The sequence below is a fragment of the Enterobacter sp. genome, assembly GCF_977039595.1.
The window spans coordinates 1-25,874 of the sequence record NZ_CDRQYH010000052.1; the positions used below are offsets into that span (position 1 = coordinate 1).

A 25,874-nucleotide genomic window follows, 5' to 3' on the forward strand; every position below is an offset into this window, starting at 1 on the left:
CACCCTATAAGGTTGGCAAAACCCACGCATGATGCAAGCGAAACAGGGTCGCAACGGCGAGAACTATCCCTGTAACGCCTGTTTTTGTTCCCGTATATCCCGCTCAATGCCTTCGCGCACGTCTTGTGGGATCTTTAACGCATCGCCCAGGGCGTTAAGGTAGCTCCGCTCCATAAAGTGATCGATATCGATGGCGGCACAGCTGAGGAAATAGAGTTCAAGCGCCTCTTCCTCATTTTTCACGCTTTGCGCCAGACGCTGCGGCTCCAGAGGCTGTTCGATGGCCTGCGCCACCAGCGTTCTGCCCTTCTCTTCAACGCCGGCTTCACGCAGCTGCTGCTCGATCGCCAGTCGTTCCTTATCGTCGATATGTCCGTCACTTTTCGCGGCAAAGACCAGCGCCAGGATCAGCCGTTCGGTACGCAGATCCAGCGGCGAGGTGTGCTCGCCGTAGTGTGGTTCATCACTGTGCGCGGTCCTAACCCTGTCCTTGTATTTGTTCCACAGGACGGTACCCGCAATGGCGCCCCCACTGGCCAGCAGTGCGCCTGTCCCGTACTTTGCCAGCAGCTTGCGCGAGGATTTATTCGCGACCAGCAGGCCTGCCAGCCCGCCGAGCGCCCCGGGTACCAGCAGTTTGCTCAGGTCCCGCTCGCCAGACGATGTTTTCTGCCCTAACAGGGATTGCAATTGATTTAGCCAGCCAGACATGGTTTCCCTCACTTAACGGTGAATATGTTCCACAGCGTAAGCGAGCGGGCGTCAGGAAATGTCTGGACGGACTAAAGAAGCGCAAATTTCTTCTCCCCTCACCTGGCCGTGCACAAGACAGACGCAAACGTTTTCGTTTATACTGCCCGCAACTTTTTCAGGGGGATTGTTATGATTCGTTTAGGAACCGCGCTGCGACCTGCGGCGACGCGAGTGATGCTGTTGGGATCGGGCGAGCTGGGGAAAGAGGTCGCCATTGAATGTCAGCGTTTAGGCGTGGAAGTGATTGCCGTGGACCGTTACGCCGACGCCCCAGCCATGCACGTCGCCCATCGTTCTTATGTGATTAACATGCTGGATGGCGATGCCCTTCGCGAGCTGATTACGCGCGAGAAACCTGATTTTGTCGTGCCGGAAATTGAAGCCATTGCCACCGATACGCTGATCGCGCTTGAGCAGGAAGGCCAGCGCGTGGTGCCCTGCGCGAAAGCCGCAAAGCTGACCATGAACCGCGAAGGCATTCGTCGCCTGGCGGCAGAAGAGCTGGGATTGCCCACGTCGAGCTATCGTTTTGCTGGCGATAAGGCGGCATTCCTGCAGGCCGTTGAGGAGATGGGTTACCCGTGCATCGTTAAGCCGGTGATGAGCTCCTCCGGTAAAGGACAGAGCTTTATTCGCGACAGCAGCACGCTGGAAAAGGCGTGGGAGTACGCCCAACAGGGGGGCCGCGCAGGCGCCGGTCGCGTCATCGTCGAAGGCGTCGTGAAGTTTGATTTTGAGATCACCCTGCTGACCGTCAGCGCCGTTGACGGCGTCCATTTCTGCGACCCGATTGGCCACCGCCAGGAAGATGGCGATTATCGCGAATCCTGGCAGCCGCAGCAGATGAGCGCCCTGGCGCTGGAGCGTGCGCAGGCGATCGCCCGTAAAACCGTCCTGGCGCTGGGCGGCTATGGCCTGTTTGGCGTGGAGCTGTTTGTGTGCGGCGACGAGGTGATTTTCAGCGAAGTTTCCCCTCGCCCGCATGACACCGGCATGGTGACGCTGATTTCGCAGGATCTCTCCGAGTTCGCCCTGCACGTGCGTGCCTTCCTCGGCCTGCCCGTCGGCGGTATCCGTCAGTACGGCCCGGCCGCCTCGGCGGTGATCCTGCCGCAGTTAACCAGCCAGAACGTTACGTTTGATAACGTTGACGGGGCGGTGGGTGCCGGGTTGCAGGTACGATTGTTCGGCAAGCCGGAGATTGACGGAACCCGGCGTCTTGGCGTGGCGTTAGCCACCGGGGATAACGTTGACGACGCCGTGGCGAGAGCCAAAGCGGCCGCAGCAAGCGTTAAGGTAACGGGATAAAAAAACGGGCCGAAAGGCCCGTTTTTCATGCGGCGAATGACTTACTGCTTCGCGCCTTCCACCGCTTCACGAGCCAGTTTTGTGATGCGATCCCAGTCACCCGCTTCCAGCGCATCCGCCGGAACCAGCCATGAGCCACCGATGCACAGGACGCTTTTCAGTGCCAGGTAGTCACGGTAGTTGGCAGGAGAGATGCCGCCCGTCGGGCAGAAGCGTACCTGAGAGAATGGACCCGCAATCGCCTGCAGCGCTTTGGTGCCGCCGTTCGCTTCAGCCGGGAAGAATTTGAACTCTTTCAGACCGTAGTCCATGCCCAGCATCAGTTCGGAGACGGTGCTGATACCCGGGATCAGTGGAATAGTGCCTTCGGTCGCGGCTTTCAGCAGCGACTCGGTCAGACCCGGGCTGATGGCAAACTGTGCGCCCGCTTCGGTCACTTCAGCCAGCTGTTTTGCGTTCGTCACGGTACCCGCACCGATGATGGCGTCCGGCACTTCTTTGGCAATCGCGCGAATGGCATCCATTGCGCAGGCGGTGCGCAGGGTCACTTCCAGAACGCGAACGCCACCCGCAACCAGCGCTTTCGCCATCGGTACAGCGTGCTCCAGCTTGTTTACCACGATAACCGGCACGACAGGGCCAGTGGTCAGGATTGATTCTGCACTTGTTTTCCAGTTTTTCATCAGAGTTTTCTCTCGCCAGATCGTTAAAATCAAGTCGTCTTAAAACGTAATACAGGTAGCGCCCTGCTCCGCACCGGAGAGTTTCTCACGCAGCGCGCTGAACATTTCGCGTCCGGTCCCCACGCGCGATGCGCTCAGGTCAGGAATATGGGGCTGACGTGCCGCCAGCTCGGCGTCATCGACCAGCAGGGTTAACTCACCTGTCTGACCGTTCACGCGGATCGTGTCACCGTCACGCACTTTCGCCAGTAAACCGCCGTCGTAAGCTTCAGGCGTCACGTGGATGGCTGAAGGCACTTTACCGGATGCCCCAGAGAGGCGTCCATCGGTTACTAACGCAATTTTGAAACGGCGGTCCAATAATACACCAAGTGGTGGCATAAGTTTATGTAATTCTGGCATCCCGTTAGCTTTAGGCCCCTGGTGACGCACCACCACCACGCAGTCTTTATCAAGCAGGCCGGCGTCAAAGGCAGGTAATACGTCGTGCTGGCTTTCAAATACCACCGCCGGCGCTTCGATAATCTGGTTCTCTTCCGGTACTGCAGAGGTTTTCATCACCGCGCGACCGAGGTTGCCGCTCAGCACTTTGGTGCCACCGTGAGGAGAGAAAGGTTTGTCGATAGTGGCAATCACCTGCGCATCAAGAGACGCGCTCGCCCCATCACGCCAGTCCAGCTCGCCGTTGTTCAGCCACGGCTCCTGGGTGTAGCGCTGCAGGCCAAAGCCAGCCACGGTATTCACGTCTTCATGCAGCAGACCGCCCTTCAGCAGCTCGCGCATCAGCAGCGGTACGCCGCCCGCGGCCTGGAAGTGGTTAATATCCGCCGGACCGTTCGGGTAGAGGCGTGCCATCAGCGGCACCACGGAAGAGATCTCGGAGAAGTCATCCCAGTTAATCAGAATGCCCGCCGCACGCGCCATAGCCACCAGGTGCATGGTGTGGTTGGTTGACCCCCCGGTTGCCAGCAGCGCGACAATCCCGTTGACGATGACTTTTTCATCGACCATTTTACCCATCGGCATCCATTCGTTGCCGTTTCCGGTCAGACGTGTAACCTGACGGGCCGCGGCCTCGGTCAGCGCCTTGCGCAGCGGCGCATCCGGCTGGATAAAGGACGAGCCCGGAAGCTGCATCCCCATAAACTCCACCACCATCTGGTTAGTGTTAGCCGTACCGTAGAACGTACAGGTCCCCGGCGCATGATAGGACGCGGCTTCCGCCTCCAGCAGCGCCTGACGGTCTGCTTTCCCTTCCGCGTACAGCTGGCGGATACGCACTTTTTCTTTGTTCGGCAGGCCGCTTGCCATTGGACCGGACGGCACGAAGATAGCAGGCAGATGCCCAAACGACAGCGCCGCCATCACCAGACCCGGGACAATCTTGTCGCACACGCCGAGATAAAGCGCGCCATCAAACATGTTGTGTGACAGGCCAACCGCTGCGGACATGGCAATCACTTCGCGGCTCAGCAGGGAGAGCTCCATACCGTCCTGACCCTGCGTTACGCCGTCGCACATGGCGGGTACCCCACCCGCGACCTGCCCCACCGCATTCACGCTGTGCAGCGCTTTACGGATGATGTCCGGGTAAACCTCATAGGGCTGGTGCGCGGAGAGCATATCGTTATAGGCGGTAATGATGGCGATATTGTTACGCAACATGCTTTTCAGCGACGCTTTATCGTCAGGCTGGCAGGCGGCGAAGCCGTGCGCCAGGTTACCGCAGGCCAGCTGAGATCGGTGGACGGTGTTGCTCTTTGCCTGCTCAATCCGGGCGAGGTAGGCCGAACGGGTCTCTTTCGAGCGCTCAATAATGCGCTGTGTTACGCGTAACAATGTCGGATTCATAAAAGCTCCTCTCATTTATCTGTCCGGGCTCGGGAGTTTACAAAGTCGCTGGCAGTTGTTAACAACGCTGAAACGCTTGCTGTCCGGAGCTCAGGGGCAAAATCACTTCCGGCAGTGTAATAAAAAAAGCTCCGCGGGTGAATCCACGCGGAGCTTAAAAGTTGAAAATTGTGCCACTAGCTGTGTTAGATCATGTTACCGGTAAAATAACACTTTCGGGCTAGCGGATTATCTTACTCAAACTCGTTCCAGGAGCGGCCATCGCGGGTGATCATCGCCACCGACGCGACAGGTCCCCAGGTGCCCGCCTGATACGGTTTTGGCGCATCCTGATCGGCTGCCCAGGCTTCGGTGATGGAGTCGACCCATTTCCATGCTTCTTCCACTTCATCACGGCGCACGAACAGCGCCTGAATACCGCGCATGGTTTCCAGCAGCAGACGCTCGTAAGCATCGGCCAGGTGCGTCTGGTTGAAGGTTTCGGAATAGCTCAGATCCAGCTTGGTGGTCTGCAGGTTGTGTTTATGATCCAGGCCCGGCACTTTGTTCAGGATCTGGATATCCACGCCCTCGTCCGGCTGCAGACGAATGGTCAGTTTGTTCTGCGGCAGTTCCTGCCAGGACTCTTTGAACAGGTTCAGTTCCGGGTTCTTAAAGTAGACAACCACTTCGGAACATTTGGCCGGCAGACGCTTACCGGTGCGCAGGTAGAACGGAACACCCGCCCAACGCCAGTCGTCGATATCCACGCGGATCGCCACGAACGTCTCGGTGTTGCTGGACTTGTTCGCGCCCTCTTCTTCCAGGTAGCCTGGCACTTTTTTGCCTTGCGCAAACCCGGCGGTGTACTGGCCGCGAACGGTCTTCTCGCGCACGTTGGAGCGGTCGATGCGGCGCAGCGACTTCAGCACTTTCACTTTGGCGTCGCGGATGCTGTCAGCCGTCAGGTCAGACGGAGGAGACATGGCAATCATGCACAGAATCTGCAGCAGGTGGTTCTGGATCATGTCGCGCATCTGACCGGCCTGGTCAAAGTAACCCCAGCGACCTTCAATCCCCACCTCTTCCGCCACGGTGATTTCCACGTGGTCGATAGTGCGGTTGTCCCAGTTATTCACAAACAGGGAGTTAGCAAAACGTAGCGCCAGCAGGTTCAGAACCGTCTCTTTACCGAGGTAGTGGTCGATACGGTAGACCTGGCATTCTTCAAAGAACTCGCCCACCTGGTCGTTGATTTCGCGCGAGGTTGCCAGCGACGTACCCAGCGGCTTCTCCATCACGACGCGCGCCGGTTTGGCGTTCAGTTTGGCTTCGCCCAGACCTTTGCAAATGGCGCCGAAGGTGCTTGGCGGCATGGCGAAATAGTTAATGGTGACACGGTTTTTCTGATCCAGCATCGCGCCCAGGCGGGCGAATGCGCTGACGTCATTCACGTCCAGGTTGCAGAAATCGAGGCGTCCACTCAGGGTATCCCACAAACTTTCATCAATTTTTTCTTTCATGAAAGTTTCGAGCGCCTCGCGGACGACTTTGGTATAAGCGTCCTTGTCCCAGTCGGCGCGCCCAACACCCAGGATACGGGTATCCGGATGAATTTGGCCCGCTTTCTCCAGTTGATACAGGGAAGGCAGCAATTTTCGGCGTGCAAGATCGCCTTTCGCGCCGAAAATGACCAGGTCACATGCCTGGGCTGTTTGCGTTACCGCCATGTCATTCTCCTCAGTTGGATCACCTGGTACTTCTGCCAGGTATCGTTGTAATTTTATTACAATGCACTGTACTGCTTTTACGTCATTCCCGAAACCATTAGCGCTTATCGTCGCGTGCGATACCGCGATTTTTCACCCTTCGGATGATTTCGACGGCTTAATGACGCAACAACCGTCGTTTCTTTGCGCAACAGGGTCATAGCAAAACCCGACATCGATCAAGTAATGAAAAAAAACAACAACATTATCTTGTCGATTGTTACCCTTAATGGAAGCCACAAGGGTAATATCGGCTAAATCGAATCTCGATTTCATCAATTTATGAAATCGTTTACACCCATGAGCGTCCTGTTAACATGAACATGCTGGAAAAAATCCAGTTTCAACTGGAACACCTTAGCAAATCCGAGCGAAAAGTGGCCGAGGTCATTATGGCCTCCCCCGCTCAGGCGATTCATTCAAGCATCGCCGCTCTGGCACAGGAAGCGGGTGTTAGCGAACCCACGGTCAATCGTTTTTGCCGCAGTCTGGAAACGCGCGGCTTTCCTGATTTTAAACTGCATCTGGCACAAAGTCTGGCTAACGGCACCCCTTATGTTAATCGTAATGTGGATGAAGACGACAGCGTTGATGCCTATACCACGAAAATTTTTGAGTCGGCCATGGCTTCGCTTGACCACGTCCGTCAGTCTCTGGACATGAGCTCTGTAAATCGCGCGGTGGATTTACTCACCCAGGCCAAGCGAATTGCGTTCTTTGGGCTCGGGTCGTCGGCGGCCGTAGCGCATGACGCCATGAACAAATTTTTCCGCTTTAACGTTCCGGTTATTTATTCCGATGACATTGTGCTGCAACGCATGAGCTGTATGAATTGCAGTGAAGATGACGTCGTGGTACTGATTTCGCATACCGGCCGCACCAAAAGTCAGGTTGAGCTGGCGCAGCTTGCCCGTGAAAACGATGCCATGGTGATTGCCCTCACTACAGCCGGCACGCCGCTGGCGCGAGAGGCAACGCTGGCAATCACCCTCGACGTGCCTGAAGACACAGACATTTATATGCCGATGGTCTCCCGACTGGCCCAGCTCACCGTAATTGACGTGCTGGCGACCGGTTTTACCCTACGTCGCGGGGCAAAATTCCGGGATAACTTGAAGCGGGTCAAGGAAGCGCTGAAGGAATCGCGTTTTGATAAAGAATTGCTTATAAAGAGCGATGTTCCCTGATAGTTGATAACGAATACGTCACGAATAATGACGATGTAACGATTTACGGCATTCGGTCCCCTCGCCGCTGCCTTGCAGCAGATGAAGGCCGATTCAATGTTCACGCAACACCAAAGTTGTTTCAGTCAACGGAGTATTACATGTCCAGAAGGCTTCGCAGAACCAAGATCGTAACCACCTTAGGCCCGGCCACCGATCGCGATAATAATCTCGAAAAAATTATCGCCGCCGGTGCCAACGTGGTGCGTATGAACTTCTCTCACGGTACGCCAGAAGACCATAAATTACGTGCCGATAAAGTGCGTGAAATTGCAGCAAAACTGGGCCGCCACGTTGCTATCCTTGGCGATTTGCAGGGTCCAAAAATCCGTGTATCGACCTTTAAAGAGGGTAAAGTTTTCCTCAATATCGGCGACAAATTCCTGCTTGATGCCAACCTGGGCAAAGGCGAAGGCGATAAAGAGAAAGTTGGTATCGACTATAAAGGCCTGCCGGCTGACGTGGTGCCTGGCGATATCCTGCTGCTTGACGACGGTCGCGTACAGCTGAAAGTGCTGGAAGTTCAGGGCATGAAAGTGTTCACCGAAGTCACCGTTGGCGGCCCGCTCTCCAACAATAAAGGCATCAACAAACTGGGTGGCGGCCTCTCAGCAGAAGCGCTTACCGATAAAGACAAAGCGGACATCGTAACTGCCGCGCTGATCGGCGTTGACTACCTGGCCGTCTCCTTCCCGCGCTGTGGCGAAGATCTTAACTATGCGCGTCGCCTGGCACGTGATGCAGGCTGCGATGCTAAAATCGTCGCTAAAGTTGAACGCGCGGAGGCCGTTTGCGATCAAGATGCCATGGACGATGTGATCCTCGCCTCTGACGTTGTCATGGTTGCGCGTGGTGACCTGGGCGTGGAAATCGGCGACCCTGAGCTGGTCGGTATCCAGAAAGCGCTGATTCGTCGCGCGCGTCAGCTGAACCGCGCGGTGATCACCGCCACTCAGATGATGGAATCGATGATCACCAACCCAATGCCAACCCGTGCGGAAGTCATGGACGTGGCCAACGCCGTGCTGGACGGTACGGATGCGGTGATGCTCTCTGCGGAAACCGCTGCGGGCCAGTATCCGGCAGAAACCGTGGCCGCCATGGCGCGCGTCTGCCTGGGAGCTGAAAAGATCCCAAGCATCAACGTCTCTAAACATCGTCTGGACGTGCAGTTCGACAACGTGGAAGAAGCGATTGCGATGTCTGCGATGTACGCGGCAAACCACCTGAAGGGCGTTACCGCGATCATCACCATGACCGAATCTGGCCGCACCGCGCTGATGACCTCTCGTATCAGCTCTGGCCTGCCAATTTTCGCCATGTCCCGTCACGAACGTACCCTGAACCTGACGGCGCTGTACCGCGGCGTGACGCCGGTTCACTTCGACAGCACCAATGATGGCGTAGCTGCAGCGCACGATGCCGTAAACCTGCTGCGCGACAAAGGCTATCTGGTGTCCGGTGATATCGTTATCGTGACCCAGGGCGATGTGATGAGCACCATCGGCTCAACCAACACCACGCGCGTTATGACCGTCGAGTAATAACGTTTGTGTTAAAAAGCCCTCTCCGTCTGGAGAGGGCTTTTTTTATTTCCTCGGATAAAGCTCTTTGCGTTTGTAGGGCTCTGTTTCACCCGGTTTACGCGTTTTAAGCAGCTTCAAAATCCACGTGTACTGTTCGGCATGCGGCCCCACCAGGATCTCCACCTCTTCGTTCATTCGACGCGCGATGGTGTGGTCGTCCGCGGTGAGCAGATCGTCCATCGGCGGACGGACCTCAATACTCAGGCGATGCGTTTTGCCGTCATAGACCGGGAATAGCGGGATCACGCGGGCACGACAGACTTTCATCAGTCGACCAATCGCGGGAAGCGTCGCTTTATAGGTCGCAAAGAAATCGACAAACTCGCTGTGCTCTGGGCCGTGGTCCTGATCCGGGAGATAGTAGCCCCAGTACCCCTGACGTACCGACTGAATGAAGGGCTTAATGCCATCGTTACGCGCATGCAAACGTCCGCCAAAACGACGACGCACCGTGTTCCAGACAAAATCGTAGATTTTATTTCCCTGGTTATGGAACATCGCCGCCATTTTCTGGCCCTGAGACGCCATGAGCATCGCCGGAATATCAACGCCCCAGCCGTGGGGGACAAGGAAAATCACTTTCTCGTCATTGCGACGCATCTCCTCGATGATGTCCAGCCCTTTCCAGTCAACGCGATCGACGATTTTATCCGGCCCTTTCAGCGCCAGTTCCGCCATCATCGCCATTGCCTGCGGGGCAGTGGTATACATCTCATCAATGATTGCCTCACGTTCGGCGTCGCTTTTCTCAGGAAAACAGTAGTAGAGGTTAATCTGCGCGCGGCGGCGAGCGCTCTTGCCTAAACGCCCGGCCAGACGGCCAATTTTCCCCAGAACTGGGTCTCGGACGGAAGCCGGCAGCAACGCCATCCCCGCAAAGGCGTAAACCCCAAGCCAGGCGCCCCAGTTGCGCGGATGGCGGAAGGATTTTTCAAACTCAGGAATGTATTCAATATTGTTTTTTTTGGTTTCCATGCTGGATCCAGGGTCTGATGACGCAAAATTTTATTCAGATAGTGTAGCGAGGCAGTCGTCCCCGCACAAAAGAAAAAGCCGGCGTCAGTGTGCGCCGGCTTTTTTAACAAAAACAGAGGGCTTAGTTTAAGCTCAGCTGCGGTATCACCTCTTTCACCTGCGCCAGATAATCAGTACGATCTTTACCTGTCAGGCCTTCGGTGCGCGGCAGTTTCGCCGTCAGCGGGTTCACTGCCTGTTGGTTGATCCACACTTCATAGTGCAGATGCGGGCCGGTAGAGCGTCCGGTATTGCCGGAAATCGCGATACGGTCACCACGCTTCACCTTCTGGCCCGGTTTGACCAGCAGCTTGCGCAGGTGCATATAGCGGGTCGTATAAGTACGACCATGACGTACCGCGACATAATATCCGGCGGCACCGCTACGCTTGGCCACCACCACTTCGCCATCCCCTACCGCCAGTACCGGCGTACCCTGCGGCATGGCAAAGTCAACGCCACGGTGCGGCGCGACGCGCCCGGTCACCGGGTTCAGACGACGCGGGTTAAAGTTAGAGGAGACGCGGAACTGTTTTGCCGTCGGGAAGCGCAGGAAGCCTTTCGCAAGGCCCGTACCGCTGCGATCGTAGAACTTACCGTCTTCGGCACGAATCGCGTAATAATCTTTACCCTCAGAGCGCAGTCGGACGCCCAGCAGCTGGCTTTGCTCGCGCTTGCCGTCCAGCATCTCGCGTGACATCAGGACGGAGAACTCATCGCCCTTCTTCAGCTTGCGGAAATCCATCTGCCACTGCATGGCTTTGATCACCGAACTGATTTCAGCGCTGGTCAAGCCTGCATCGCGCGCGCTGGAGACAAAGCTCGCGCCCACGGTGCCTTTCAGAACGCTGTTAACCCAGTCACCCTTCTGCATTTCGCTGGTCATCTTGAAACCGTTTGCAGTGCGATCGTAGGTGCGGGTTTCGCGGCGGGACATTTCCCAGGTCAGACGCTGGAGATCGCCATCCGCCGTTAATGTCCAGGAGAGCTGCTGTCCGATTTTCAGATTACGAAGATCTTTATCCGCAGCCGCCAGCTGGCTGATATTGCCCATGTCGATGCCGTACTGGTTCAGCACGCTGCTCAGCGTGTCACCGGTAGACACTACATATTCGTGGATACCCGCTTCGTTCTCGGTTTTATCGTCCAGTTCATCCTGCGGGATAGCTTCATCTTCCTGTGCCGCCTGGTCGATAGGCTCACTGGCTTCAGGCAGCAAAGAACGGATTTCGCTCTTTTCAAGCTCAATGGTTTTGATAATAGGGGCAGAACTCGGGTGGTACACATAGGGCCGCCAGACGGCGACCGCTAAGGTGAGTACTGTAAGCGACCCCAGCATAACGCGGTGGGGTCGAGGCAGATTGTTAAATGCCAGGGCGACAGAGCGGGCTATCTGTTGCACGTATTCACTTCCTCGTTATTCTCCTTTCAGGCAGCTCGCATACTGGTTCGCCAGTTGGCTGAGGAACTGCGAATAGCTCGCTTTGCTCAACTGGATATTCGTACCTAGCGGGTCAAGGGTTCCCATGCGCACGGATGTTCCCCTGGCCACGGCTTCTACGACCGCTGGCCTGAACTGTGGCTCAGCAAAAACGCATGTCGCTTTCTGCTCAACCAGCTGTGTTCTGATTTCATGTAAACGCTGCGCACCAGGCTGAATTTCAGGGTTGACGGTGAAGTGGCCCAGCGGGGTCAAACCGTAGTGTTTTTCGTAATAGCCGTAGGCGTCATGAAAAACGAAATACCCTTTTCCTTTCAACGGTGCGAGCTCATTACCCACCTGCTTATCGGTTGCGGCTAATTGTGCCTCAAAATCCTTCAGGTTGGCGTCTAGTTTGGCTCGACTTTGCGGCATAAGTTCCACTAATTTGTCATGGATTGCAACCGCTGAAAGCCGCGCTATCTCTGGGGATAACCAAAGATGCATGTTGTACTCGCCGTGATGGTGATCTCCATCACCTTTTTCACCGTCTGCAGCATGGTGGTCATGTTCGTCGCCGTCGTCATCCGCCCCTTTCATGAGCAACGGTTTCACGCCGGGGAGGTCGGCAATCGCGACCTGTTTTTCACCCGCTACCTGTTTTGCTGACTTCTGCATGAACGCTTCCATTTCAGGACCAATCCAGACGACTAAGTCCGCGTTTTGCAAGCGTTTTACATCTGACGGGCGCAGGGAATAGTCATGCTCAGATGCACCATCAGGGAGCAGAACCTGGGTCTCCGTTACGCCGTCTGCAATGGCGGACGCGATGAATCCAAATGGCTTAAGCGAAGCGACAACCGCAGCGTTAACATCTTGTGCGGTTGTCCCCCAAAGGGCAGCAGATAATGCTGCGAAAAGAAGCGTATTTTTATGTAACATAATGCGACTAATCATCGTAGTGAATGCGTGGAATGTGATATTATAACATTCGTTGACTTCTTCAAGCTTAAAATGACATGACGACATTGGTTTCTCTTGAAAATATTTCGGTCTCATTTGGCCAGCGCCGCGTCCTCTCTGACGTGTCGCTCGATCTGAAGCCCGGCAAAATTCTGACGCTTCTCGGCCCCAATGGCGCAGGTAAATCCACCCTGGTACGCGTGGTGCTGGGTTTGGTCGCACCCGATGAAGGCGTGATTAAGCGCGAGGAAAAATTGCGTATTGGCTATGTACCGCAAAAACTTCATCTCGACGCCACGCTGCCGCTGACGGTCAGCCGTTTCCTGCGTCTGCGCCCCGGCACGCGTAAAGCCGATATTCTCCCGGCACTGAAACGCGTGCAGGCGGGCCATCTTGTCGATGCGCCCCTGCAAAAACTCTCCGGCGGTGAAACTCAGCGTGTTTTACTTGCCCGCGCGCTGCTGAGCAGCCCGCAGCTTCTGGTTCTGGATGAGCCGACTCAGGGTGTGGATGTTAATGGTCAGGTTGCGCTTTATGATTTGATCGACCAGCTACGTCGAGAGCTCGATTGCGCAGTGCTGATGGTGTCTCACGATCTCCATCTGGTGATGGCAAAAACCGACGAAGTGCTGTGCCTCAACCATCATATCTGCTGCTCAGGTACGCCTGAAGTCGTCTCCATGCATCCGGAATTCATCTCTATGTTTGGCCCTCGCGGCGCCGAGCAGCTTGGCATTTATCGCCATCATCATAATCATCGCCATGATTTGCAGGGACGAATCGTACTGCGTCGGGGAAATGGACACTCATGATTGAACTGTTACTGCCCGGCTGGCTGGCCGGGATTATGCTTGCCTGTGCCGCGGGCCCGCTCGGCTCGTTTGTGGTATGGCGCAGAATGTCTTACTTCGGTGATACCCTGGCGCACGCGTCCCTGCTGGGCGTGGCTTTTGGCCTGCTGCTGAACGTCAACCCGTTCTACGCGGTGATTGTGGTCACGCTGCTGCTGGCGGCCGGTCTGGTCTGGCTGGAAAAGCGTCCTCACCTCGCCATTGATACGCTGCTTGGCATTATGGCGCACAGTGCCCTTTCTCTGGGCCTGGTGGTGGTCAGCCTGATGTCGAACATCCGCGTGGATCTGATGGCCTACCTCTTCGGTGACCTGCTGGCCGTGACGCCGGAGGATCTCATCGCTATAGCCATTGGCGTGCTGGTGGTGCTCGCTATTCTGCTCTGGCAGTGGCGGAATTTACTGGCCATGACCGTCAGCCCGGACCTGGCGTTTGTCGACGGCGTGAAGCTGCAGCGCGTTAAGCTGCTGCTGATGCTGGTGACGGCGTTAACCATTGGCGTAGCGATGAAGTTTGTCGGCGCGCTGATTATTACGTCGCTGCTGATCATCCCTGCCGCTACGGCGCGTCGTTTTGCCCGTACGCCTGAGCAGATGGCCGGTGTGGCCGTGATCGTCGGGATGATTGCGGTAACGGGTGGACTCACCTTCTCGGCGTTCTATGACACGCCTGCGGGGCCGTCCGTGGTGCTGAGTGCGGCGGTGTTGTTTATTTTCAGTATGATGAAAAAGACCGTAAATTAATATGGAGGGCACTGAGCCCTCACCCTGCCCCTCTCCCACCGGGAGAGGGAATTAAGGATTACGGCATTGCCGGTGGCGTAATGCCGAAATGATTCCACGCCCGCACCGTTGCCATACGTCCACGCGGGGTGCGCTGCAGGAAACCCTGCTGAATCAGATACGGCTCCAGCACATCTTCAATCGTCTCACGCTCTTCCCCGATTGCCGCCGCCAGATTATCCAGCCCGACCGGGCCACCGAAGAACTTGTCCAGCACCGCCAGCAGCAGCTTGCGGTCCATGTAGTCAAAACCTTCGGCATCGACGTTCAGCATGTCCAGCGCCTGGGCGGCAATCTCGGCGGAAATCGAACCGTTGTGCTTCACCTCAGCAAAGTCACGCACGCGGCGCAGCAGGCGGTTGGCGATACGCGGCGTACCGCGGGAACGCTTCGCCACTTCAAACGCGCCCTCTTCGCTCATTTCCAGCCCCATATAGCGGGCGCTGCGGCCAACGATGTGCTGGAGATCGGCCACCTGATAAAATTCCAGACGCTGCACGATCCCGAAACGGTCGCGCAGTGGGGAGGTCAACGACCCGGCTCGCGTCGTTGCGCCAATCAGGGTAAACGGCGGCAGATCGATTTTGATGGAGCGCGCGGCCGGACCTTCGCCGATCATGATATCCAGCTGGTAATCTTCCATCGCCGGATAGAGCACCTCTTCTACCACCGGTGAGAGACGGTGGATCTCATCGATAAACAGCACGTCATGCGGTTCGAGGTTGGTCAGCATCGCAGCGAGATCGCCCGCCTTCTCCAGCACCGGGCCGGAGGTGGTGCGCAGGTTAACGCCCATCTCATTGGCGACGATATTCGCCAGCGTGGTTTTGCCTAAACCGGGAGGGCCAAAAATCAGCAGGTGATCGAGCGCATCGCCGCGCAGCTTTGCCGCCTGGATGAAAATCTCCATCTGGGAACGAACCTGCGGCTGGCCAATGTACTCATCAAGCAGTTTTGGGCGAATCGCGCGATCCACCACATCCTCTGCCTGAATAGTGCCTGCCGAAACCAGGCGGTCTGCTTCAATCATCCTTTACCTCACAATGCAGCGCGCAGCGCTTCACGAATCAGGGTTTCACTGCTGGCGTCCGGTTTGGCAATTTTGCTCACCATACGGCTGGCCTCCTGAGGTTTATAGCCCAGCGCCACCAGCGCGGCAACCGCTTCCTGCTCGGCATCATCATCCGTCGCAGGCGCACCTGGAGAGGTCAGTACCAGATCGGCCGCCGGCGTGAAGAGATCGCCATGCAGGCCTTTAAAGCGGTCTTTCATCTCGACAATCAGACGCTCTGCCGTTTTCTTACCGATACCCGGAAGCTTAATCAGCGCCGCAGGATCTTCGCGCTCAACTGCATTCACAAACTGTGGTGCAGACATGCCGGATAAGATCGCCAGCGCCAGCTTCGGCCCGACGCCGTTGGTTTTAATCAGCTCGCGGAACAGCGTGCGTTCCTGCTTGTTATTGAAGCCGTACAGCAGTTGGGCATCTTCACGCACCACAAACTGGGTAAAGACAATCGCCTCTTTGCCCGCGTCCGGCAGCTCGTAGAAGCAGGTCATCGGCATATGGACTTCATAGCCCACGCCACCCACTTCCAGCAGCACTAACGGGGGTTGTTTTTCAATGATGATGCCTCTGAGTCTGCCTATCACGTGACGCTCCTGCGTTCTGGAAGAAATTAACTGCCGACATAATAAAAAAAGGCTGGATAAACATCCAGCCTGATTTGTCATTATCGTAACCTGCCTCGCGCCAGATTGAGCCGCGACTCGCTCATTTGCATCGCGTTCTGGCTCACGTGACAGTGGGTAATCGCAATCGCCAGCGCATCCGCGGCGTCAGCCTGCGGGTTAGCAGGCAGCTTCAGCAGGGTACGCACCATGTGCTGCACCTGACTTTTCTCCGCGCTACCAATACCCACCACCGTCTGCTTAACCTGACGCGCCGCGTATTCAAATACCGGCAAATCCTGGTTCACGGCAGCGACAATGGCAACGCCTCGCGCCTGGCCGAGCTTCAGCGCCGAATCGGCGTTTTTCGCCATAAAGACCTGCTCGATGGCGAAATAGTCCGGCTGAAACTGGGTGATGATCTCCGATACGCCCGCATAAATGAGCTTCAGGCGCGACGGCAGATCGTCCACTTTGGTGCGGATACAGCCACTGCCCAGGTAGGTTAACTGGCGTCCCACCTGACGGATAACGCCATAACCGGTGACGCGCGAGCCTGGGTCAATCCCGAGAATAATCGACATCACGCGTCTCCTGTAACGGATTTATACGCTCTCATCAGAGAGTCGCTGCAACCTCATCAGAGATTTCACCGTTGTGGTACACTTCCTGCACGTCGTCACAGTCTTCGAGCATGTCGATCAGACGCAGCAGTTTTGGTGCCGTTTCCGCATCCATGTCCGCTTTGGTGGACGGGATCATGGAGACTTCAGCGTTGTCCGCTTTCAGGCCTGCCGCTTCCAGCGCGTCGCGCACGGCACCCATCTCTTCCCATGCGGTATAAACGTCGATAGCACCGTCGTCGAAGGTCACTACGTCTTCCGCACCGGCTTCCAGCGCCGCTTCCATGATCGCATCTTCGTCACCTTTCTCGAAAGAGATGACGCCTTTTTTGCTGAACAGGTACGCAACGGAACCGTCAGTGCCCAGGTTGCCACCGGTTTTGGTGAACGCGTGGCGCACTTCCGCAACGGTACGGTTACGGTTGTCGGACAGGCACTCAACCATCACCGCCGTACCGCCAGGACCGTAACCTTCATAAATGATGGTTTCCATGTTCGCGTCTTCATCGCCGCCCACGCCACGTGCGATTGCACGGTTCAGGGTGTCACGCGTCATGTTGTTAGACAGCGCTTTATCTACCGCCGCGCGCAGACGCGGGTTAGACGCCGGGTCGCCGCCGCCCAGACGCGCTGCCGTCACCAGCTCGCGAATGATTTTGGTAAAGATCTTACCGCGCTTGGCATCCTGTGCCGCTTTGCGGTGTTTGGTGTTGGCCCACTTACTATGACCTGCCATAAAAATATCCTCAAAGAGCGCGCCTTTTCAGGCAGCGTTAATTACAAATTCTTCAATCGCCTGCCGGTTGCTCCACGACTTGGTCAGCGCGGCGGCATCCGCCGCATTCACCCAGCGGTAGGTCAGGTGTTCGGTAAACACGATCTCCCGTTCATGGGGGAGCGCGAGACAGAACCACGATTCCGTATTGCGCTCGGTACCCGGCGCGTAGCGATGACGTAAATGGCTAAAAATTTCGAACTCCACCGTGCGCTGACAGTCCTTCAGGGTCAGTTGCTCGCGGGCAACGTCAATGGCGACCTCTTCCTTTACTTCACGCGCGGCGGCCTGCGGCGCGGTCTCCCCCTCTTCCAGACTGCCGGTAACCGACTGCCAGAATTCAGGGTCATCGCGCCGCTGCAACATCAGCACCCGCTTCGTGTCTTCTGCATAAATGACCACCAGGACCGAAACGGGGAGCTTATATGTCATATCAGTTTTTCTCTTCCTTCTTCACCACGTCAATGCCCAGCTCAGCCAGTGCGGCCGGGTTGGCAAAGCTTGGCGCTTCGGTCATCAGACACGCTGCGGCAGTGGTTTTCGGGAAGGCGATAACATCACGGATGTTATCGGTGCCGGTCAGCAGCATGGTCAGACGGTCAAGACCAAAGGCCAGGCCCGCGTGCGGAGGCGTACCGTATTTCAGCGCGTCCAGCAGGAAGCCGAATTTCTCGCGCTGCTCCTGCTCGTTGATGCCCAGGATGCCGAACACGGTCTGCTGCATTTCACCGCTGTGAATACGCACGGAACCGCCGCCCACTTCGTAGCCGTTAATGACCATATCGTAGGCGTTGGCGACGGCCTCTTCCGGTGCCGCTTTCAGCTCTGCCGCCGTCATCTCTTTTGGCGAGGTGAACGGGTGGTGCATCGCGGTCAGGCCGCCTTCACCGTCGTCTTCAAACATTGGGAAGTCGATAACCCACAGCGGCGCCCATTTGCTCTCGTCGGTCAGGTTCAGGTCTTTGCCGAGCTTCAGACGCAGCGCGCCCATCGCATCAGCAACAACTTTCTTGTTATCTGCGCCGAAGAAGATCATGTCGCCGTCCTGCGCGCCGGTGCGCTCAAGGATCGCTTCCACGATGTCAGCGTTCAGGAATTTCGCGACCGGGCTGGTGATACCTTCCAGACCTTTCGCACGCTCGGTCACTTTAATATAGGCCAGACCTTTAGCGCCGTAGATCTTGATGAAGTTGCCGTAATCGTCGATCTGCTTACGGCTCAGTGCTGCACCACCCGGTACGCGCAGGGCCGCCACGCGACCTTTCGGATCGTTAGCCGGGCCGGAGAAGACGGCAAACTCAACGGCTTTCACCAGGTCTGCAACGTCCACCAGCTCCATCGGGTTACGCAGGTCTGGTTTGTCAGAGCCATAACGACGCTCGGCTTCCGCGAAGGTCATGATCGGGAAATCGCCCAGCTCAACGCCTTTAACGTCGTTCCACAGGCTACGCACCAGGGCTTCCATCACTTCACGCACCTGCTCAGCGGTCATGAAGGAGGTTTCCACATCGATCTGGGTAAATTCAGGCTGGCGGTCAGCACGCAGGTCTTCGTCGCGGAAGCATTTCACGATCTGATAGTAGCGATCGAAGCCGGACATCATCAGCAGCTGTTTGAACAGCTGTGGAGACTGCGGCAGCGCGTAGAATTTGCCTTTATGAACGCGGGATGGGACCAGGTAATCGCGCGCACCTTCCGGCGTGGCTTTGGTCAGCATCGGGGTTTCGATATCGAGGAAACCGTGGTCATCCATAAAGCGACGCACCAGGCTGGTGATTTTCGCACGGGTTTTCAGGCGCTGAGCCATTTCCGGGCGACGCAGATCCAGGTAGCGGTATTTCAGACGCGCTTCTTCAGTGTTGACGTGGTTGGAGTCCAGCGGCAGCGCTTCAGCACGGTTAATGATCGTCAGATCGGACGCCAGCACTTCAATGGCACCCGTCGCCATGTCGGCGTTAACGTTTTTCTCGTCACGCGCACGCACGGTGCCGGTGACCTGAATGCAGAACTCATTACGCAGCTCAGAGGCCAGCTTCAACGCATCAGCGCGATCCGGATCGAAGAACACCTGAACGATACCTTCGCGGTCGCGCATATCGATGAAGATAAGGCTACCAAGATCACGACGACGATTGACCCAACCACACAGGGTTACCTGCTGTCCTACGTGGGACTGACGCAGCTGCCCGCAATATTCTGTACGCATGAGATATCCCTTAATTAGCCGCAGGCTAAATGTCGCCTGGTATGCAGGCTACTATGTCGCAGCTTTCTGTATGTCACAACTGGATGAAAAAAGGCGGCTATTATACTGGAAATTCCGCCGGACGATAAGAGCGAACCACGGCCTGGCGGTCGTTTGCTGCACTCTTATTGCGCATTCTCACAAAAATTAACAAAATTATCCGCCCAGGAACAGGCCATCACGTCGTATGGTGTCCGGAAGTGATTCATTTAACGGGAGTAACGATGTTAACACTTGATGCCAGTAAAACCGCGCTTGTCGTGATTGATTTACAGGAAGGCATTTTGCCCTTCGCCGGCGGCCCGCATACCGCGGACGATGTAGTCAGCCGCGCCGCCCGCCTGGCGGAAAAATGCCGAGCCAGCGGAGCGCCTGTTGTCATGGTTCGCGTCGGCTGGTCTGCTGATTACGCCGAAGCGTTAAAACAGCCCGTTGATGCCCAGGCTCCTGCACGCGCCCTGCCGGAAAACTGGTGGACGTACCCGGCCTCACTGGGTAAACGCGACAGCGATATTGAAGTGACCAAACGTCAGTGGGGCGCATTCTACGGCACCGATCTTGAACTGCAGCTCCGCCGTCGCGGCATTGACACCATTATCCTGTGCGGTATTTCCACTAATATCGGCGTGGAGTCGACCGCCCGCAACGCGTGGGAGCTGGGCTTTAACCTGGTGATTGCCGAAGATGCCTGCAGCGCTGCCTCCGCGGAACAGCATCAGGGCAGCATGACCCACATCTTCCCGCGCATCGGCCGCGTGCGCAGCACGGATGAGATTGTCAGCGCGCTATGATGTATGTCGGTTTACCCCAGTGGTCGCACCCGAAATGGGTGCGCCTTGGCATCACCAGCCTTGAGGAATATGCCCGGCACTTCAACTGCGTCGAGGGTAACACCACCCTGTATGCGCTCCCGAAAGCCGAGATTGTTGCGCGCTGGCGGGAACAAACGACCGATGACTTCCGCTTCTGCTTTAAGTTTCCGGCGACCATTTCTCACCAGGCCGCACTGCGAAACTGCGGTGAGTTGACTGACGAATTCTTTGCCCGGATGACGCCTCTGGCAAACCGCATCGGCCAGTACTGGCTGCAGCTTCCGGCCGTCTTTGGCCCGCGCGACCTGCCCGCGCTGTGGACGTTTCTGGACGCCCTGCCCCGGGAGTTTACCTACGGCGTTGAAGTCAGGCATCCTGAGTTTTTTGCAAAGGGCGAAGCGGAAAAAGCGCTCAATCGCGGCCTGCTTGAGCGTTCCGTTAACCGTGTCATCCTTGATAGCCGTCCGGTGCACAGCGCTATCCCACATAGCGAAGCCATCGTTGAAGCTCAGCGTAAAAAACCGAAAGTGCCGGTCCACGCCATCGTGACCGCACAGAACCCAATGGTCAGGTTTATCGGCAGCGATAACATGCAGCAAAACCAGGCGCTGTTCACCGTCTGGCTGGAAAAACTGGCAGCGTGGGAACACACCACCACGCCGTATCTTTTTTTGCACACGCCGGATATTGCCCAGGCCCCGGAACTGGTCGATGCTCTATGGCAGGCCTTGCAGGCTGCGGTGCCGTCCGTGGGAAGCGCCCCTTCCATCCCACAACAATCTTCTCTTTTCTGATATCACCCCCTATCATAGTGAAGTGCCATCTGCCAAAAACAGGGAGTTTGTATGGTCAGCGCGCTGTATGCGGTGTTAGGTGCATTACTGCTGATTAAGTTTTCATTTGATGTTGTGCGCCTCAGAACGCTCTACCGCGTCTCTTACGGTGACGGCGGGTTTTCAGAGCTACAAAGCGCTATCCGCATTCATGGCAACGCGGTCGAATACATCCCTGCAGCCTTAATCCTGCTGCTGTTTATGGAGATGAATGGCGCAGAAACCTGGATGGTGCACATCTGTGGCCTGCTGCTTATTGCTGGCCGCCTGATGCACTATTACGGCTTTCACCATCGCTTAATTCGCTGGCGTCGTTCCGGCATGAGTGCAACCTGGTGTTCACTTTTGCTGATGGTGCTGGCTAACCTGTGGTATATGCCGTGGGAGTTGGTTTTCTCCCTCCATTAGCGCACAATACGCCACTTTATTTTTCCCGGATTTTTACGTTATGTCAGATCGCGACACGCTTTTTTCCGCGCCTATCGCCAGCCTGGGCGACTGGACCTTCGATGAACGGGTAGCCGAAGTCTTCCCGGATATGATCCAGCGCTCTGTTCCCGGTTATTCCAATATTATCTCTATGATCGGCATGCTGGCTGAGCGCTTCGTTCAACCCGGCACGCAGGTCTATGACCTGGGCTGCTCGCTCGGCGCGGCAACGCTGTCGGTTCGTCGTAACGTTCATCATGAAGGCTGCCGAATCATTGCCGTCGATAACTCTCCGGCCATGGTGGAACGCTGTCGCCGCCATATTGACGCCTACAAAGCCCCTGTTCCGGTGGACGTGGTGGAAGGCGATATCCGCGAGATTGAGATCAACAACGCGTCGATGGTGGTGCTGAATTTCACGCTTCAGTTCCTGGTGCCGGAAGACCGCCAGCTGCTGCTGGACAAAATTTATAAGGGGCTGAATCCTGGCGGCGCGCTGGTGCTCTCTGAGAAATTCAGCTTCGAAGATGCCGAGGTTGGCGAGCTGCTGTTCAATATGCACCACGATTTCAAGCGGGCGAACGGCTACAGCGAGCTGGAGATCAGCCAGAAGCGCAGCATGCTCGAAAACGTAATGCTGACGGACTCCGTAGAAACCCACAAGGCGCGTCTGAGTAAAGCCGGTTTTGAGCACAGCGAACTGTGGTTCCAGTGCTTTAACTTTGGTTCGCTGGTGGCGCTGAAAGCGGGGAAACCGGTATGATCGAGTTCAGTAACTTCTATCAGCTGATTGCCAAAAACCAGCTCTCCCACTGGCTGGAAACCTTGCCCGCGCAGATTGCCGCCTGGCAGCGGGACCAGCAGCACGGCCTGTTAAAGCAGTGGTCAAATGCTGTGGAGTTTCTGCCCGAACTGACCCCGCATCGTCTGGATCTTCTGCACAGCGTCACCGCAGAGAGTGAAGAACCGCTTCCGCCAGGGCAGATCAACCGCATTGAAACGCTGATGCGTAACCTGATGCCGTGGCGCAAAGGGCCGTTTTCACTTTACGGCGTGAACATCAATACCGAATGGCGCTCGGACTGGAAATGGGATCGCGTCCTGCCCCACCTTTCCGACCTGACCGGGCGCACCATTCTGGACGTGGGCTGCGGCAGCGGTTACCACATGTGGCGCATGATTGGCGCGGGCGCGCATCTGGCGGTAGGTATTGACCCGATGCAGCTGTTCCTGTGCCAGTTTGAAGCGGTACGTAAGCTGCTGGGTAACGACCAGCGCGCGCACCTGCTGCCGCTGGGCATTGAGCAGCTGCCAGCTCTGAAAGCGTTTGATACCGTGTTCTCCATGGGCGTGCTTTATCACCGTCGCTCCCCGCTTGAACACCTGTGGCAATTGAAAGATCAGCTGGTCAGCGGCGGCGAGCTGGTGCTCGAAACGCTGGTGATTGAAGGCGATGAACACGCCGTTCTGGTGCCGGGCGATCGTTACGCGCAGATGCGCAACGTTTACTTCATCCCTTCCGCGCTGGCGCTAAAGAACTGGCTGGAGAAATGCGGGTTTGTGGATGTGCGGATTGCCGATGTCAGCGTGACCTCAATCGAAGAGCAGCGCCGCACCGACTGGATGATCACCGAATCGCTGGAGCAATTCCTCGACCCAACCGATCACAGCAAAACCATCGAAGGCTATCCGGCCCCGATGCGTGCGGTGTTGATTGCGACTAAGCCGTAGTCTTTTAGTCGGGTGGCGGCTGCGCCTTACCCGGCCTACTCGTAGCACGTTTTCTCCGAAATAGTTCAAGTTGCAGCAAGGCGGCAACGCAGCTGCGGCTTGAAATATGAAGGAGAAAAAAAGGCCCCTGTGTAATTGGCAGGGGCCTGGTACAAGCAAGCATCATATTGGGCGACATGATGCGCGGTAAAAATCGGTACGTTGCTACACGTGATGGCGCTCAATCAGCGACTTCATTTCCGCAACCGACTCTCCCTCTACGCCATAGCGTGAATACTCATCCGCTTCAGCATCCGTCGACATTGACAATCCTGTATTGCGATAACGCATGGGCGAAGGTATCCATTTCCCCGCGGAGCTGTGCAGCTCTTCTACCCCGGCGTTTAAAAACCGTTCCAGATTGCTGGCGCGGACTCCCGCACCCGCCATTATTATTGGAACACCAGAATGTGCTTTTAGTTCCGTAATTAATTGCAGTCCTTTTTCAGCTGACGCCTGCTGACCCGATGTCAGGATGCGCGCCACGCCAAGTTCTCTAAGCGTTTCAAAGGCCTGAAGCGGATCTTTACACATATCAAATGCGCGATGAAAAGTGACGGCCATCCCCTGCGCGGCGCTCATAATCTGACGCATACGCGGTATATCGATATTGCCGTCTTCATCCAGCAGCCCGGTCACCAGCCCTGGAAACCCCAGGTCCCGAACGAGGGCGATATCATCAAGCATGGCACTGAACTCGCCCGCCGTGTAACAAAAATCACCGCCGCGCGGACGAATAATTGGGTGAACGGGAATAGTGACGGCCTGACGGGCTGACTTCAACACGCCGTAAGACGGCGTCAACCCGCCCTCCTTGGGTGCCGCGCACAGTTCAATGCGGTCAGCCCCGTGCTTTTGCGCGGTCACGGCACACTCCACGCTGTAACAACAAATCTCCAGCAGCGCCATTTAATCCTCCTGAAATTCCACTAAGCGAAACATCATGACACGCCGTTCGTTTTCGGTCCCGGCGTGAACTCACATCTCTTATGCTTCACTGGCAACGATCTGCTCAATGGTCCACGGATGAAACTTCACCGTAACCTGTCCGTCAGTAACGGCCAGCGTCGGGTTAGGTAACCGCTCGCGCTCGCCTTTGGGAGAACTGGTCTTCACAAAAATTCCCGGCTGGCTTAAGCCTTCGTCCGCTAACAGGGCCAGCGCGCGCGCGTTTAACGTCTCCGGCTCACCCGGCAGGACAATCTCGATATGCTCCCAGCCTTCGCGCGGATAGCGTTTCTCGCCTGGCCACGGCAGTTCAACCACGCTGAACTGCCAGTGCGCCACGTTCACCGGCTCATGCAGTTTGAACAGGCAGATGGGGCGGCCATTAATGATATTCTCGGACAGTAACTCGCCGCACTGTTCGAACCCGCGACGCCAGCGCTCGGCGGTGGCATTCTGATGACAGCGCAAAGAGATGTGATCGGCCTCAAGCGGCGCAATATCCAGACCCAGACGGGTGGCAAGTTCTGTGAACGCCTGGGTGAAGCGCGGTAAATCTGCGGAAATATCATGCAGTTCGTTAATGGATTGCCAGTTCGCCATAAGTCATTCTCTTTTCATGTCGCAAAGCCGCTAATTTACTCTGTTGCCCTGTTTTGACCAACCTCAGAAACCGGCTTTTTGTGACTGCATGATTATGCACACCTTCACTGCCTGGATTCTGAGCAATCTTCAGGCCCCGCACTGCTGACGTCAGAAGGCATTTGCAGTATACTCCCGCCCTAAATTCTTTAACTGGCGCGGGCGGTTATAAGCCCGCATCAAAAACGTAAGGTATCCAGGTGAATATTCAGGCTCTTCTCTCCGAAAAAGTCAGTCAGGCACTGATTGCCGCAGGTGCCCCTGCGGATTGCGAACCGCAGGTTCGTCAGTCAGCAAAAGTACAGTTTGGCGACTATCAGGCTAATGGCGTGATGGCAGTGGCTAAAAAACTGGGCATGCCGCCGCGACAGCTCGCTGAGCAGGTACTGACGCATCTGGATCTTTCCGGCATTGCCAGCAAAACCGAAATCGCCGGTCCGGGCTTTATCAACATCTTCCTTGAGCCTGCTTTCCTGGCAAGCCACGTTGACGCGGCGCTGAAATCCGATCGTCTGGGAGTGTCCCAGCCGGAAGCGCAGACCGTCGTGATCGACTATTCTGCGCCGAACGTGGCGAAAGAGATGCACGTTGGCCACCTGCGCTCCACCATCATCGGTGATGCCGCAGTGCGCACGCTCGAGTTCCTCGGTCACAAGGTGATCCGCGCCAACCACGTGGGCGACTGGGGCACCCAGTTTGGCATGCTGATCGCTTACCTGGAAAAACAGCAGCAGGAAAACGCGGGTGAAATGGCGCTGGCGGACCTGGAAGGGTTCTATCGCGAAGCCAAAAAACACTACGACGAAGACGAAGCTTTTGCCGAACGTGCGCGTAGTTACGTGGTTAAACTGCAGGGCGGCGATCAATACTTCCTCGAAATGTGGCGCAAGCTGGTTGACATCACCATGTCCCAGAACCAGCTGACCTATAACCGTCTGAACGTC

The 25,874-nt window shown here is 56.4% G+C and carries 26 protein-coding genes; 11 read left to right on the plus strand and 15 right to left on the minus strand.

Annotation, left to right across the window (positions count from 1 at the left end):
* Positions 1-63: 63 nt before the first annotated feature.
* Positions 64-711, minus strand: a complete 648-nt coding sequence (locus ACWYRJ_RS15040; RefSeq protein WP_455508191.1) for a tellurite resistance TerB family protein — start codon at positions 709-711, stop codon at positions 64-66.
* Between the two features lie 171 nt (positions 712-882).
* Between ACWYRJ_RS15040 and purT the strand changes: the two genes are divergently transcribed.
* Positions 883-2,061: a formate-dependent phosphoribosylglycinamide formyltransferase gene (gene purT / locus ACWYRJ_RS15045; protein WP_455508192.1), complete on the plus strand. Its 1,179-nt coding sequence runs from the start codon at positions 883-885 to the stop codon at positions 2,059-2,061.
* Positions 2,062-2,102: 41 nt separating this feature from the next.
* On the opposite strand, the gene kdgA is transcribed toward purT, so the two are convergent.
* The 3 genes from kdgA to zwf all read right to left on the minus strand — a co-directional run bounded on the left by kdgA (position 2,103) and on the right by zwf (position 6,304).
* Entirely contained in the window at positions 2,103-2,744 is a 642-nt protein-coding gene (gene kdgA, locus ACWYRJ_RS15050) for a bifunctional 4-hydroxy-2-oxoglutarate aldolase/2-dehydro-3-deoxy-phosphogluconate aldolase (protein ID WP_063409039.1), read from the minus strand.
* 39 nt (positions 2,745-2,783) lie between these two features.
* Positions 2,784-4,595: a phosphogluconate dehydratase gene (gene edd, locus ACWYRJ_RS15055; protein ID WP_115875686.1), complete on the minus strand. Its 1,812-nt coding sequence runs from the start codon at positions 4,593-4,595 to the stop codon at positions 2,784-2,786.
* A 233-nt stretch (positions 4,596-4,828) separates the two neighbouring features.
* Positions 4,829-6,304 (minus strand): glucose-6-phosphate dehydrogenase, encoded by a 1,476-nt coding sequence (gene zwf / locus ACWYRJ_RS15060; RefSeq protein ID WP_008500457.1) that lies wholly within the window; start codon positions 6,302-6,304, stop codon positions 4,829-4,831.
* Positions 6,305-6,660: 356 nt separating this feature from the next.
* Between zwf and ACWYRJ_RS15065 the strand changes: the two genes are divergently transcribed.
* Complete coding sequence (locus ACWYRJ_RS15065; RefSeq protein ID WP_115875687.1) at positions 6,661-7,530, plus strand: MurR/RpiR family transcriptional regulator; 870 nt, start codon at positions 6,661-6,663, stop codon at positions 7,528-7,530.
* 140 nt (positions 7,531-7,670) lie between these two features.
* Positions 7,671-9,113, plus strand: coding sequence for a pyruvate kinase (gene pyk, locus ACWYRJ_RS15070; RefSeq protein WP_008500455.1), 1,443 nt, complete (start codon positions 7,671-7,673; stop codon positions 9,111-9,113).
* Positions 9,114-9,158: 45 nt separating this feature from the next.
* On the opposite strand, the gene lpxM is transcribed toward pyk, so the two are convergent.
* From lpxM to znuA, 3 genes are all read right to left on the minus strand, one after another.
* The gene (gene lpxM, locus ACWYRJ_RS15075; protein WP_029741765.1) at positions 9,159-10,130 is read right to left on the minus strand and encodes a lauroyl-Kdo(2)-lipid IV(A) myristoyltransferase; all 972 of its coding nucleotides are present in this window, start codon (positions 10,128-10,130) and stop codon (positions 9,159-9,161) included.
* A 121-nt stretch (positions 10,131-10,251) separates the two neighbouring features.
* A complete protein-coding gene (mepM, locus tag ACWYRJ_RS15080) occupies positions 10,252-11,571 on the minus strand; it encodes a murein DD-endopeptidase MepM (protein WP_045326742.1) in 1,320 nt (439 codons plus the stop codon).
* Between the two features lie 15 nt (positions 11,572-11,586).
* Positions 11,587-12,531, minus strand: coding sequence for a zinc ABC transporter substrate-binding protein ZnuA (gene znuA / locus ACWYRJ_RS15085; RefSeq protein WP_455508198.1), 945 nt, complete (start codon positions 12,529-12,531; stop codon positions 11,587-11,589).
* A gap of 77 nt (positions 12,532-12,608) precedes the next feature.
* On the opposite strand from znuA, the gene znuC reads away from it, so the two are divergent.
* Together znuC and znuB are read left to right on the plus strand one after the other, a co-directional pair.
* Positions 12,609-13,364, plus strand: a complete 756-nt coding sequence (gene znuC, locus ACWYRJ_RS15090) for a zinc ABC transporter ATP-binding protein ZnuC (RefSeq protein WP_023312233.1) — start codon at positions 12,609-12,611, stop codon at positions 13,362-13,364.
* Complete coding sequence (gene znuB / locus ACWYRJ_RS15095; RefSeq protein WP_149366578.1) at positions 13,361-14,146, plus strand: zinc ABC transporter permease subunit ZnuB; 786 nt, start codon at positions 13,361-13,363, stop codon at positions 14,144-14,146. The genes znuC and znuB overlap by 4 nt, the downstream gene beginning before the upstream one ends.
* Positions 14,147-14,204: 58 nt before the next feature.
* On the opposite strand, the gene ruvB is transcribed toward znuB, so the two are convergent.
* The 6 genes from ruvB to aspS form a co-directional block, all read right to left on the minus strand.
* Positions 14,205-15,215 carry a Holliday junction branch migration DNA helicase RuvB gene (gene ruvB, locus ACWYRJ_RS15100; RefSeq protein ID WP_045372540.1) on the minus strand — a complete coding sequence of 337 codons (1,011 nt, stop codon included), beginning with the start codon at positions 15,213-15,215 and terminating at the stop codon, positions 14,205-14,207.
* 8 nt (positions 15,216-15,223) lie between these two features.
* Complete coding sequence (gene ruvA / locus ACWYRJ_RS15105; protein WP_023617042.1) at positions 15,224-15,838, minus strand: Holliday junction branch migration protein RuvA; 615 nt, start codon at positions 15,836-15,838, stop codon at positions 15,224-15,226.
* Between the two features lie 80 nt (positions 15,839-15,918).
* On the minus strand, positions 15,919-16,440 hold the full coding sequence (gene ruvC, locus ACWYRJ_RS15110) for a crossover junction endodeoxyribonuclease RuvC (RefSeq protein WP_003859749.1): 522 nt from the start codon (positions 16,438-16,440) through the stop codon (positions 15,919-15,921).
* 34 nt (positions 16,441-16,474) lie between these two features.
* Entirely contained in the window at positions 16,475-17,215 is a 741-nt protein-coding gene (locus tag ACWYRJ_RS15115) for a YebC/PmpR family DNA-binding transcriptional regulator (RefSeq protein ID WP_008500447.1), read from the minus strand.
* Positions 17,216-17,242: 27 nt separating this feature from the next.
* Positions 17,243-17,686: a dihydroneopterin triphosphate diphosphatase gene (gene nudB / locus ACWYRJ_RS15120; protein WP_008500446.1), complete on the minus strand. Its 444-nt coding sequence runs from the start codon at positions 17,684-17,686 to the stop codon at positions 17,243-17,245.
* Position 17,687: 1 nt separating this feature from the next.
* A complete protein-coding gene (aspS, locus tag ACWYRJ_RS15125) occupies positions 17,688-19,460 on the minus strand; it encodes an aspartate--tRNA ligase (protein WP_249576226.1) in 1,773 nt (590 codons plus the stop codon).
* Positions 19,461-19,723: 263 nt separating this feature from the next.
* Between aspS and ACWYRJ_RS15130 the strand changes: the two genes are divergently transcribed.
* Genes ACWYRJ_RS15130 through cmoB form a run of 5 tightly spaced genes read left to right on the plus strand, consistent with a single transcriptional unit; the run spans position 19,724 to position 23,304 of the window.
* Positions 19,724-20,290, plus strand: coding sequence for a hydrolase (locus tag ACWYRJ_RS15130; RefSeq protein ID WP_455508193.1), 567 nt, complete (start codon positions 19,724-19,726; stop codon positions 20,288-20,290).
* Positions 20,287-21,105 (plus strand): DUF72 domain-containing protein, encoded by an 819-nt coding sequence (locus tag ACWYRJ_RS15135; RefSeq protein ID WP_249576228.1) that lies wholly within the window; start codon positions 20,287-20,289, stop codon positions 21,103-21,105. The genes ACWYRJ_RS15130 and ACWYRJ_RS15135 overlap by 4 nt, the downstream gene beginning before the upstream one ends.
* Positions 21,106-21,156: 51 nt before the next feature.
* On the plus strand, positions 21,157-21,552 hold the full coding sequence (locus tag ACWYRJ_RS15140; protein ID WP_021240443.1) for an MAPEG family protein: 396 nt from the start codon (positions 21,157-21,159) through the stop codon (positions 21,550-21,552).
* A 40-nt stretch (positions 21,553-21,592) separates the two neighbouring features.
* A complete protein-coding gene (gene cmoA / locus ACWYRJ_RS15145) occupies positions 21,593-22,336 on the plus strand; it encodes a carboxy-S-adenosyl-L-methionine synthase CmoA (protein ID WP_455508194.1) in 744 nt (247 codons plus the stop codon).
* Positions 22,333-23,304, plus strand: coding sequence for a tRNA 5-methoxyuridine(34)/uridine 5-oxyacetic acid(34) synthase CmoB (gene cmoB, locus ACWYRJ_RS15150; protein ID WP_111964822.1), 972 nt, complete (start codon positions 22,333-22,335; stop codon positions 23,302-23,304). Before cmoA ends, cmoB begins: the two co-directional genes overlap by 4 nt.
* A gap of 204 nt (positions 23,305-23,508) precedes the next feature.
* Here cmoB and cutC read toward each other — a convergent pair whose 3' ends face one another.
* Positions 23,509-24,252, minus strand: coding sequence for a copper homeostasis protein CutC (gene cutC / locus ACWYRJ_RS15155; RefSeq protein WP_455508195.1), 744 nt, complete (start codon positions 24,250-24,252; stop codon positions 23,509-23,511).
* A 78-nt stretch (positions 24,253-24,330) separates the two neighbouring features.
* Positions 24,331-24,891: a VOC family protein gene (locus ACWYRJ_RS15160; RefSeq protein WP_455508196.1), complete on the minus strand. Its 561-nt coding sequence runs from the start codon at positions 24,889-24,891 to the stop codon at positions 24,331-24,333.
* Between the two features lie 239 nt (positions 24,892-25,130).
* On the opposite strand from ACWYRJ_RS15160, the gene argS reads away from it, so the two are divergent.
* On the plus strand, positions 25,131-25,874 hold a 744-nt coding region (gene argS, locus ACWYRJ_RS15165; protein WP_455508197.1), incomplete at its 3' end, for an arginine--tRNA ligase.